The organism is Streptomyces sp. NPDC107517 (assembly GCF_055582645.1).
In genome coordinates, this window is sequence record NZ_JBVJPM010000045.1 from 22,271 (window position 1) to 33,119 (window position 10,849).

Annotated in this window: 11 protein-coding genes and 1 pseudogene; 8 read left to right on the forward strand and 4 right to left on the reverse strand. The window is 67.5% G+C overall.

Features of this window, described 5'->3' with window-relative positions; genetic code table 11:
* Positions 1 to 40: 40 nt before the first annotated feature.
* Positions 41 to 1,432 carry an MFS transporter gene (locus tag ACZ67T_RS42765; protein WP_469992034.1) on the forward strand — a complete coding sequence of 464 codons (1,392 nt, stop codon included), beginning with the start codon at positions 41 to 43 and terminating at the stop codon, positions 1,430 to 1,432.
* A 296-nt stretch (positions 1,433 to 1,728) separates the two neighbouring features.
* Here the strand turns inward: ACZ67T_RS42765 and ACZ67T_RS42770 are convergent, their stop codons facing one another.
* Entirely contained in the window at positions 1,729 to 2,349 is a 621-nt protein-coding gene (locus tag ACZ67T_RS42770) for a TetR/AcrR family transcriptional regulator (RefSeq protein WP_469992036.1), read from the reverse strand.
* Between the two features lie 92 nt (positions 2,350 to 2,441).
* Between ACZ67T_RS42770 and ACZ67T_RS42775 the strand changes: the two genes are divergently transcribed.
* The 3 genes from ACZ67T_RS42775 (at position 2,442) to ACZ67T_RS42785 (ending at position 5,030) form a co-directional block, all read left to right on the forward strand.
* Complete coding sequence (locus ACZ67T_RS42775; RefSeq protein WP_469992037.1) at positions 2,442 to 3,428, forward strand: aldo/keto reductase; 987 nt, start codon at positions 2,442 to 2,444, stop codon at positions 3,426 to 3,428.
* Between the two features lie 354 nt (positions 3,429 to 3,782).
* A complete protein-coding gene (locus ACZ67T_RS42780; RefSeq protein WP_469992039.1) occupies positions 3,783 to 4,541 on the forward strand; it encodes an IclR family transcriptional regulator in 759 nt (252 codons plus the stop codon).
* 84 nt (positions 4,542 to 4,625) lie between these two features.
* Positions 4,626 to 5,030 (forward strand): STAS domain-containing protein, encoded by a 405-nt coding sequence (locus tag ACZ67T_RS42785; protein ID WP_469992041.1) that lies wholly within the window; start codon positions 4,626 to 4,628, stop codon positions 5,028 to 5,030.
* 430 nt (positions 5,031 to 5,460) lie between these two features.
* Here the strand turns inward: ACZ67T_RS42785 and ACZ67T_RS42790 are convergent, their stop codons facing one another.
* The 3 genes from ACZ67T_RS42790 to ACZ67T_RS42800 form a co-directional block, all read right to left on the reverse strand.
* Complete coding sequence (locus ACZ67T_RS42790) at positions 5,461 to 5,829, reverse strand: VOC family protein (RefSeq protein ID WP_469992043.1); 369 nt, start codon at positions 5,827 to 5,829, stop codon at positions 5,461 to 5,463.
* A gap of 560 nt (positions 5,830 to 6,389) precedes the next feature.
* Positions 6,390 to 6,563: a hypothetical protein gene (locus tag ACZ67T_RS42795; RefSeq protein WP_469992045.1), complete on the reverse strand. Its 174-nt coding sequence runs from the start codon at positions 6,561 to 6,563 to the stop codon at positions 6,390 to 6,392.
* A gap of 231 nt (positions 6,564 to 6,794) precedes the next feature.
* Entirely contained in the window at positions 6,795 to 6,974 is a 180-nt protein-coding gene (locus ACZ67T_RS42800; RefSeq protein WP_469992047.1) for a hypothetical protein, read from the reverse strand.
* 589 nt (positions 6,975 to 7,563) lie between these two features.
* On the opposite strand from ACZ67T_RS42800, the gene ACZ67T_RS42805 reads away from it, so the two are divergent.
* The 4 genes and pseudogenes from ACZ67T_RS42805 to ACZ67T_RS42820 form a co-directional block, all read left to right on the forward strand.
* Positions 7,564 to 7,773 (forward strand): hypothetical protein, encoded by a 210-nt coding sequence (locus ACZ67T_RS42805; protein ID WP_469992049.1) that lies wholly within the window; start codon positions 7,564 to 7,566, stop codon positions 7,771 to 7,773.
* 862 nt (positions 7,774 to 8,635) lie between these two features.
* Positions 8,636 to 9,673 carry a hypothetical protein gene (locus ACZ67T_RS42810; RefSeq protein WP_469992050.1) on the forward strand — a complete coding sequence of 346 codons (1,038 nt, stop codon included), beginning with the start codon at positions 8,636 to 8,638 and terminating at the stop codon, positions 9,671 to 9,673.
* A 116-nt stretch (positions 9,674 to 9,789) separates the two neighbouring features.
* Positions 9,790 to 10,332, forward strand: a complete 543-nt coding sequence (locus ACZ67T_RS42815) for a GNAT family N-acetyltransferase (protein ID WP_469992051.1) — start codon at positions 9,790 to 9,792, stop codon at positions 10,330 to 10,332.
* A gap of 91 nt (positions 10,333 to 10,423) precedes the next feature.
* A pseudogene (locus tag ACZ67T_RS42820) lies at positions 10,424 to 10,768 on the forward strand (hypothetical protein); the annotation flags it as partial.
* Between the last annotated feature and the right edge of the window lie 81 nt (positions 10,769 to 10,849).

The window sequence follows — 10,849 nt, forward strand, 5'->3', positions numbered from 1 at the left end:
GACGGACCGGCACACCGTCGAGAAGGGATCACACCGCGTCATGACTGTGACCGCATCCTGGCGCCGCGCGCCGCACCCCGACACTGCGGGTGAGGAGCGGCATGCAAGGGCGACGCTGGCCGCCGCCGTACTCGGCTTCTTCGTGATCACACTGGACGCGACGATCGTGAACGTGGCTCTGCCCTCCATCCGCGACGCGCTCGGAGGCGGGATCACGGGCCTGCAGTGGGTGGTCGACGGCTACACGCTGATGTTCGCCGCGCTGCTGCTGTCGGCCGGGGCCCTGTCGGACCGGATCGGGGCCCGCAAGGCATTCGCGGCCGGACTGGCCCTGTTCGTCGTGGCGTCGGTGGCGTGCGGCCTGGCCCCGTCACTGCCGCTGCTGATCGCTGCCCGCGTGGTGCAGGGCATCGGCGCGGCAGTCACCATGCCCACCTCGATGGCACTGGTACGTCACGCTTTCCCCGATGCCGGCAAGCGGGCCCGCGCGGTCGGGGTGTGGGCGATGGGGGGCGCCGTTGCCGCAGCGGCCGGCCCGGTCCTGGGCGGCGTGCTGAGCCTCGTCTCCTGGCGGATGATCTTCTTCATCAACCTGCCGGTCGGTCTGCTGACTCTGTGGCTCGCCCGTGGCGAGGCATCCCCGACCCGCCCGGCGCCATTCGACTGGATCGGCCAGATCACCGGCATCCTCGCCATGGGCGGCCTCACGTTCGGCGCGATCGAAGCCGGAGAGGCCGGATTCACCGCCCCGCAGGTGATCGTGTCCCTGCTGGTGGCCGTACTGGCCCTGGCGGCCTTCCTCACGGCGCAGGCCAAGGTGGCCCACCCGATGGTGCCGCTGTCACTGTTCCGCTCACGCACGGTCGTTGTCGCCACCGGCATCGGATTCGCGTTCATGGTCGGCTTCTACGGGCTGCCGTTCGTCTTCAGCCTCGACTTCCAGCAGCAGCACGGCCTGTCCGCGCTCGGCGCCGGGATCGCGTTCCTGCCGATGATGATCCTCAGCGCCTGCCTGACCCCGTTCTCGTCCCGTATCACCGAACGCACCGGCCCGCGCCTGCCGGTCATCTGCGGCCTGGTTCTGATGGCGGCGGGAGCCCTCGCGCTCGCCCTGATCCCGGCCTCTGCCCCAGTGTGGTCCAGCGCCCTGCTGCTGATCCCGGTCGGGCTGGCCGGACCGCTGGTGATGCCCGCGACCACGGCTGTCCTGCTGGAGCATGTGCCTGCCGAACAGACCGGCACCGCCAGCGGCGTCTTCAACACCAGCCGGCAGATCGGCGGCGCCCTGGCGGTGGCCGTCTTCGGCGCCCTGATCTCCGCACCCGCCGGCTTCCAGCACGGCCTGCGTCTGAGCCTCGTTCTTGCCGCTGTCATCGGCCTGGCCGCCGCCGTGGCTGCTACGTGGATGGCCACCGCCCGCCGCACCGCCTGAGCAGATTCCGGCAAGCGTGGAGCACACCGCAAGGGAGACATCCTGCCCGACTCGAAGAAGCCCTTGGGCGCCGCGAAAGAGTTCGGTGGCTTCGCGCCGCAGCTCATGCACTTCACGCGCGACGTCCTGTTCGGCGGTGCCGAAGCCGATGCCGAACAGCAGCCTGAGGCCCGGGGGGATGCCGAGGGCCCTGGCGAACCGCGCAGGTCCGTCGCTGTGGCCGGTGCGTGCTGAACTCGATCCGGGCCGGGGCGGTGGGGCGGAAGTCCCGCGTGGCACCCACCTTCGCCGGGCGGTTAGCGCTCCTCGCCCGGTGACGCCTGAGCTGCGGGGAAGAGGCGTTGGACGGCGGCAACAACAGCGGCGCGTCGGGGCGCCAGGTGCGCCGTCCGTTCTTGCGGGGGAACACCGGCGGCGAGGTCGGGCTGGTTGACCCAAGAGGTGGCGATCTGGTGGACAAGAACGAGGACGTCGAGGGGATCCCAGCCGGGGTCGAGTCGTCCCGCTTCCTGTGCGGCGCGCAGTTGCTCGGCCTTGTGGGCCATGGTCTGGCGGACGGGGTCGTCGTCCGGAGCGCTGTCCGGGCCGAGTTCCAGCTGGCCCCAGGTCATCAGCCGGTGCCGCTCGGGGTGGGCGGTGAAGTAGTCGTGGATGCGGCCCGCGTAGCCGGGCAGGTCCGCAGGGTCCATGCGGGTGGCCTCCGCGACCGCGGCGAGTTCGCGGCCGGAGACGAAGCGGTAGAGCTCCTCCTTGCCTCGGAAGTAGGCGTAGACGCGCTCCTTGCTCGTCTTCGCGGCCTTGGCGATGCGCTCGATGCGGGCGCCGGCGATTCCGTACCGGGCGAACTCGGCCGTGGCCGCGGCGACGATCCGGCCGCGGGTCGACTCCGCCGTGTCGGCGCCGGTGGGGGAGGTCATGCCGTGATCATACCAAACTGTTCGGTTTGACTCGGTGTCGGACCTGCCCTACGGTCAAACCAGACAGTTTGGTTTGACTAGAGGAGTGCGTCATGCAGCACAGGACACTCGGCGCCCAGGGCCTTGAGGTCTCCGCGGTCGGCTACGGATCCATGGGCCTGACCATGGCCTACGGCCCCACCGACGAGCAGGCGGGCGTCGCGGCCATCCGGCGCGCCTACGAGAAGGGCGTCACCTTCTTCGACACCGCCGAGCTTTACGGCTGGGGCACCGGATCCAACGAGATCCTGCTCGGCCAGGCACTCAAGGACGTGCGCGACGAGGTGGTGCTGGCCACCAAGTTCGGCTTCGACATGGCGGGCTCCATGGAGCAGGGGTTCGGCCTCAACAGCCGCCCCGACAACATCCGCAAGGTCGCCGACAACAGCCTGCGCTACCTGGGCACCGACCACATCGACGTGCTCTACCAGCACCGCGTCGACCCCGACGTGCCCATCGAGGAGGTCGCCGGCACCGTCAAGGAGCTGATCGAGGCGGGCAAGGTGAAGTACTTCGGCCTGTCCGAGGCCGGCCCCGAGACGATCCGCCGCGCGCACGCCGTGCAGCCGGTCTCGGTCCTGCAGACCGAGTACAGCCTCTTCGAGCGGGACGTCGAGCAACTGTTCCCGGTCCTGGCCGAGCTGGGCATCGGCTTCGTCGCCTACTCGCCGCTGGGCCGCGGCTTCATCACCGGCACCGCCAAGCCCGCCGGCCAGTACGACGCCAGCGACATGCGCAACGTCGACCCGCGCTGGCAGCCCGGCAACTTCGAAAAGAACGTCGAGGCCGTGGGCAAGCTCGCCGACCTCGCCAAGACCAAGGGCATCACGGTCTCGCAGCTGGCGCTGGCCTGGCTGCTCGCCCAGGGAGAGCACATCGCGCCCATCCCCGGCACCCGCAGCGCCGCGCGAATAGAGGAGAACGCCGGCGCCGCCGACGTCCCCCTCACCGGGACCGACCTCGCCGCCATCCGGGAGATGCTCCCCCACGGTGGCTTCGGTGCCCGCTATGTCGATCAGGCCATGCCCGCCTGGATCTGACCTGTCCCGCAGGTCAGAGCAATAACGCCACGGGCCGGGACCGCCTTCGCGCGGGGGACCGCCTTCGCGCGGTCCCGGCACCTGGCCGTCAGACCTCGCCACGTCGTTGGCGCCGGGATCGAGAAAGGGGCGCAAGCACGGGCCGGGGCCGTTGTCCTTGAGGTCGACACGTAGTCGCACCCGGCTCGTACCCGGGTGTGGCGGCAGGCGGTGTCACCGGCGGACAGGGCGGTTCATCGCGACATGACCGATCCGCACCTGAACCCGGATCGCGTACTGTCCGGGCCTCCAAGGCAGGCAACAACCCGATGGGCCGAGTTGCCCTGAACTGTCCACATGGAACAATGTGGAGACATGGGCGGCAAAGAGGGCCCCACACTCATTGCCTCTGTCCAGCGCGCCTTCCGGCTGATGGAGGCTGTGGGCGCGCACGAAGGCGGCGTACCGGCCAAGCAGCTCGCGCGCGAGACCGGGCTGGCACTGGCCACGACCTACCACTTGCTGCGCACGATGGTCCACGAGGGCTACCTGCGCAAACTCGACGACGGCACGTTCGTCCTGGGGGAGAGGCTGGGCGCGCTGCACGGAGGAAGCCGCGATCAGGCAGCGCTCAGCAGGGTCCGTCCGACGCTCGCCGAGCTGCGGGACGGCCTGACGGCAGCGGCCTATCTGACTCTCTACGAGGACGGCGAGATCCGGGTCGCGGAGATCGTGGACGGGCCGAAGGCGCCCCGTGTCGATCTGTGGGTCGGCTTCGAAGACGCAGGGCACGCCACAGCGCTCGGCAAGTGCGTTCTGCGTGAGCTGGACGGCGATGCCCGCGCCGACTACCTCTCCCGCCACACACTCAATGACCTCACCCCTCGCACCATCACTCACCGTGCCGAACTGCTACGGCGTCTCGACGCCGAGCCCCATGGGCCTGCCGTCACCGACCTCGAGGAGTACTCCCTGGGCACCGCGTGCGTCGCAGTGCCCATCCGTCAAGGCGACACCCTCGGCGCGCTAGGCATCTCCCTGCGAGCCAACCGCGCCGACCGTCTCGAAGATGCCGTGTCGACGCTGGTCGCCACAGCGGAGCGGGTGTCGCGCGGCCTCTCGCTCACCATCTGAAAACCGGGTCCTTGCGACTGAGCGGCCATGGCACGTTTCATGGAGTAGTGGGACAAACCGGACAAGGTGCAGAGGAGCAGGGACGTGCGTGATCAGGGCGTCGCGGGACCGAGTGAGTCGGTCGACTGCCAGGTGACGAACGGCTGGACGGTCGTCGAAGCCAACGACGAGATCGACATCGTTTTCGCCCCCCTCGTGCAGGCCGCAGTGATCCGGAGCCTCGCCGAGGGCAACCGTCACTTCGTGCTCGATCTGTGCAGTACCCCCTTCCTGGACTCCATGGGGCTCGGCATGATCGTCGCTGTCACCAAACGCATCAAAAACCGTCACGGGTCACTGAGGATCGCCTGCTCCGACAAGCGGCTCCTGCGTGTCTTCTCACTCGGCGGCCTGCGTCAGATCTACTCGTTCCACGACTCCGTCGAGCAGGCCGTCGCGCAGCCCCCCAGCGCAGAAGGGCTCGCCAGCTGGCCTGGCAAGCGCAACTGACGGACCCCTGTTGCAATGAGGCCGGCACGTGCTGGTACCCGTCGGTCAGGCGCACACACCCCGACGGGCCCGGGCACCGCACGCCCGGGGATCCCATGCACACCGCATCCGGTGCAATCGTATGCACCAACTGGCCTGTCCCGTCAGCCAGTTGTGCATCCTGCGGGCGTGGCGAACGACCCGTTGTGATCACGTACCGATGCCTCGTTCCAGGCCTCCCCTCCTGGCGCGCCTTCAAGAGCCAGCACCCAGCCCCTTGAGAACGGGAGGTCGTCTGCGGCTGAAGCCCGGATCCCCACCAAGCTCCGCACTGACACCGCCCGCGCCACCTGCTTCGCGCGCTGCTCGTCTTGACCAACATCGAGGACACTGCAGGCAAATGATCTCTACCGCAGGCAGCCCACGACCAGCACAAGCAACCGGAACCGCGTCACTGAGCCGGGATCGGCTGGGTGAGGTTCAGGGGGTTGCCGTCGGGGTCCTGGATGTGGGCGACGCGCTGTCCCCAGGGCATGTCGTTGGGGCCGCTGCGGACCGAGCCGCCCAGCGCCGTTACCCGGCCGAGCGTCTCATCGACGTCGTCGACACCGATGCTGAGCAAGACCCGCGGTGCCGCACTCGTTCCCGGATCCTCTTTGGCCACCAGTCCGAGGTCGCTGTCGCCGATGCGCAAGCCGACGTAGAAGGCCGGCCCTTCCTCCGGTACCCGGAAGATCTCCTCGGCGCCGAACAATTTCGTATAGAAGCCCAGCAGGACGTCCTGGTCGACAGTCGTGATCACGGGCTGGATGGTGGACATGGCAGCACTCCTGTCGAGAACGGTCGTTTCAGTGGGCAGACCGTTCAAGGGTGGCGAACTCATCGGCAAGACCGCCCCGCCAGACAATCCACCTACGCCCCAGACTGCCGCCCACGACCAGTACAAGCACCCCGAAGCGACGTCACGTCACCCCGCTGACCAGCCAATTCAAGACGACGGAAGCGCGGTGAGCCCGAGATCCCTTGTCCGAGATCCAAGTGCCCTGGCAGCCGCCCATTCCGCCAGAGCAGCCGTCCGAAGCTGACGAGCGCTACGCCGAGATCAGAGTGGCGTGTTGGTTCGAAGCTGGTAGCCGGAGTCGTAGGTGTGCGAAGCCGCGACGATCAATGAAGCCCCAAGGTGCCTTGCAGACCCACTGCCCGGCGAAAGAAGACACTCCACCTTCCTGGCCACCACTCCACGGGGAATCCAGTGTGGTCAGGGGGGCGCGACGTGGCCCTTCTCGATTCGTCCGGGTAGCTGCCCCGTCGCTGGTTGTCGCCGTGGGTCGCTGCCCAGTGGCGTCGCACGGCCCAGGGTGGCCCCGAAGCGATCAATTGTCAGTGTTTGAAGGCGTCCTTGGTCCTCTCCCTCGCGCCCCGCGTCTTGCCCCGCGCTTCGAGGGCGACACCCTTTGCGGCGAGGTCATCCTTGTGTACCGCCCAGGCCGCCTTTCGCAGAGCCTTTCCCGCGACCTGTTCGGCCTTTGCCTTGGCTTTCTCTGTGGCACTCATCTCAGTACCTCCGCGCTCACTGGTCGAGTGCCCTCTGGTCGGCCGGATCAGTCACGTGGGAGTCGTGGATCAGGAGTCGTGGAGGCGCGGCATCGGAGCCGGGAGGGCTGCGGGGAGCGGTGGGATGTCGAGGGCATGCAGGACGACATCGGCGACGACGGGAAGGAGCCGTTCGTCGACGGCCGTGTGAGTGTGCCGGAGGGGATGGCGCCGCAGTATCTGGGCCGAGCTCTAGGTGGTGACGCCGGCGATCACGAAGCTGAACAGCAGGGCTAGGGGCAAGAAGATCAATCCCGCCGAGAACAGCCAGCCCATTCTGGCGGAGGCCTTGACCCCGATCAGAATGCAGAAGGGCGTCATGAGTGCCAAGTACAACAAGTACGCCGCCAAGATGACGAAGCCAGCGCCCACTGCTTCCTCCAACTGCCTCTGCCTCGACGCGCGCAAGAGCTTCGAGGTGTTCTACGTACGCAGATATTTGAACACGTTCAAATCATCTTCGGCAAGAGATACGGATCGAGCCCACACTCTTCATCCGCGGCGTGGGAGCCTGTCCGCCCCTGGAGGCTGGTCTTCAAGCTCGTTGAGACCGCCCAGGCCCGCTGCCGAGCGCTGAACGTACCTACCTCATCGCCCTCGTCCGCGCCGGAGCCCACTTCGAGCGGGGCCACCTCGTCGAGCGACCATCAGCGATCGCAGCACGAGCCGATCTCCGTCCGAAACCAAAGTCGTCGCCGTGAACCATGTCGCAGTGCGTCTTGAACGCACCACAGATCTAGACATCCACGACGACCTCCAGCTTCACCTCGGCACATGGCGGCATGTATCCGACTCCTACTACCTTGCGAACGATCCCAGCGCGACGACCACCAAGAACGTGCCACAGCAGCTCGCCCGCCTACTGGAGTAATGGATCGAACTGGTCCGCCAGCTGAGGCCGGCGGGCGGCACCCGGTCTCTGCCCTTCGACTTCTCCGACGAATGCACCGGATGGCTGCGGGTGACATCCCAGGACGCCACGCACGCTCGAGTGGAGGCCGGATGGAGCCTCATCCAGGGATGGAGCTTCAACCCCTCAGACATCGCCGAGATGGCCAGCCGGGTCAGCGACTTCGAACCAGAGGCCGGTGCAGCGGTGGACTGCCTCATCGACGATCTACTCGCCACGATCACCAACAACAGAAGCGGGTTTGTCGAGAGCAGCAACTGATCCACAGGTCTTGACGGTTGCTCCACGCCGGCCCCGGGGGCCAGTGCGTTCAGGTCTTCTCCAGGAGGCTGACATCGAGCGGCACTGTGTCTCGCCAAGGCGCTACCAGTCTGCCTGCCTGGGCGGCGGGACCCTGATGCCCCGGTACCGCAGCCCCCGCAGCGCGTAGGAACTCTCTACAGATCACTTGATAGAGGTGCGATCTCAGAGCCTGCTGGCGTCCGCAGAACTGCTGCCTGCGGCGATGTGCTTGTGAGCCATGACCTTGCTGTGTGGGACGGCGACAGCCCACTCGACAACCACCAAGCGGCCTTGGCCTACGACGAGCACTACGAGCGCTACCTGGAGTCGGACGATGTTGTCGTCGCACCCCCGACGCCACGCATCGTGGGCTATGTGGAAGCCCGCGTCTCGCGGAAGACATCGACCGCAGTGTCGTGTTGGGCGCCACCGCCGGTCAACGGAGAGGCATTGGACCCGATCGTGTACCGGCTCATGTCCCATGGCGAGGCTGAAGAAGTGAGGTCTGGTGCACCACCGATGACGTCTTGACCTGCCCCACCTCTCAGGTTCCAGTTCTGGTGGCTAGCTGACAGCCCTTCACGGAAGGCTGGCACGGAGCTGGTTCGGCAAGCCACTCGATATCCCTGGCCCTCGGCCTGGGGTTCGGTGCGGGAAGTGATCCAAACGAAACGCCCTGGGTGCCGCACGATCCCCACCGGCACCGGCACCGGCACCGGCACCGGCACCGGCACCGGCACCGGCGCGGACAACCTTTCACGGGTTTCGACAGCATGGACGTGAAGTGGCTGCCTTCGAGGGCGGTGCCTGATGGAGGTTGGCGGCTGTTTAGGTCACGTGCATGTCGAGGACCACACCGCCGCGCCCGCTCGATGTCGAGGCGCTGTTCCCGGAACTGGCGGCCCACCGGGGCACCACCACCCGGCTCCACCCGCGCCCGGGCCGACCCGACGTGGCAGGCAGTTCCGTGGGCGGCCCGCTGCTGTGGCCGGCGAACGAACCCTGGCCGATGTGCACCGAGCCCCACAGCCACGCGCGAGGCCGACGCCCGGCGGACATCCGCCGGCGGCGCCAGATCCTGGCTGCCGCATGGCTGCGTAAACCGAATCCCGGCCCCACGGACGGGGAACGGCAGCTGCTGGAGCAACTGGACCAGAAACACCGCATCCCAGAGGCTGCTGCCAATGATCCACTTCCGCTGATCGGCCTTGCACAGCTGTACAGGAGGGACATCCCGGACCTGCCGGCCGGGCCGGACGACTGCGATCTGCTCCAGGTGTTCTGGTGCCCCTTCGACGCGCACGGACCAACCGGCTACGGCATGCTGCTCGACCTGCGCTGGCGCCGGTCGTGGGAGGTCACCGAAGTGCAGACTTCACCGCCGCAGCCCCAGGTCGTCGGCTTCGAGGGGTACGTGCCCGAACCGTGCGTGCTGCACCCGGAGCAGGTGGCCACCTACCCGTTCGCCGGCCTTCTCCCAGAGGACTTGTGCGCCCGGATCGACGCCTGGGAAGAAGAGTTGGAGGAGGAGGCCGAGTCCGAGGAACTTGCGGACGAGGAAGCCGCAGCGGTGGTCGGCTACCAGTACGACCTGTCGATCCCACCGGGCTGGCGCGCCGGCGGGTTCGCCTCCTGGCACACCACCGACCCGTCCCCTATGGACTGCCGGACCTGCACGACACCGATGCACCTGCTGCTGACCGTCGACAGCTCGGAATGGGACGGCGGCAGTGGCAGCTGGAAACCACTGGAAGAACAGAACCTCCCCGCGCACCGATCCGCTGCACCGACCGAGGTCGCCGTGGGCCGCTGGGGCGAACTCAACATCTTCGCCTGCCCTGAAGAACCCGGCCACCCGCACCGCTGGAGCGTCCAGTAGGCCGCCCGGCCATGCCCCGTGCATGCGCGGGAGGAAGTCCGTTTCACTGGACCGGGCCGTCCCAGTGGCGCAGTTGCGGCTGACGGAGAGCGCATTTTTTGGTCCAGAATAATCGGATGGCCGTGCTTGAGACTCCCCGTTTGATCCTGCGTCGCTGGCGCGAGGAAGACGTTGTGCCCATGGCTGCCGTCAATGCCGACCCCGAGGTCATGCGGTGGATCCGTGACGGCAGCGTCCGTGACGAACAGCAGACTCGCGGCGGAATTCAGGCATGGGAGAGCGAGTGGGAGTCACAGGGATTCGGCCTGTTCGCCGTGGAGATCCGGTCCACGGGCGAACTGGCCGGGTTCACAGGCCTTTCGGTGCCCGACTTCTTGCCAGAGGTACTGCCGGCGGTTGAGGTCGGCTGGCGGCTGGGACGTTCCCACTGGGGGCAGGGCCTGGCTACCGAGGCCGCGAGAGCTGCTGTGCGGTTCGGGTTCGAGGACCGAGGGCTGGAGCGGATCGTCAGCATCGCTCAAGTGGGCAACGACGCCTCCGAGCGGGTCATGACGAAACTGGGGATGCATCCGGTCCGGGAGACCGTCAATCCCACCAGCGGTCGGCAAGTTCGGGTGTTCGAGTTGTCGTCGGACGAGTACGTCACAACCACTCGTTGATGGCGGGAACGAGTTCGACAAGCTCGTAGCGCGCCACGAGCTTGTCGCACCACGGGGATGCTGGCACCGCCCAGCTCTTGCCGCGTCTGCCCCGGGTAAGGTCGCCAGCCCGCGCGACCTCTGCCCAGATGGCGGCCTGGCCCGGCTTTCCGCCGAGCAGGCCCGCGCACTGCTGGACGAGCACACCTCTGCGGCCGGGGACGGGCTGCACGAGTACCGTCACTCTGCCCTGACTCGCCTCGGCGAACGGGGAGCCTCCGCGCTCATGCTGATGGCCAAGTCCCGGCACAGAAAGCCAGGGACCGTGCGCCCGTACTTCACGCCGTCCCCAGAGGCGGCCGCCGAGTTCACCAGCCTGCTGGCGCCCGGCGACAGCAGGCTCTCAACTCCGGCTTCTACAGGGGGTCTTCAACTGCTGGCCCTCGAAGTCGGGTAAGTGAGCGTAACCATGTACGAGTGAGTGTCGTTGGCAGAGCATGAATCTCACGGAATGGGCGAAGACGCAGGGCGTGCATCC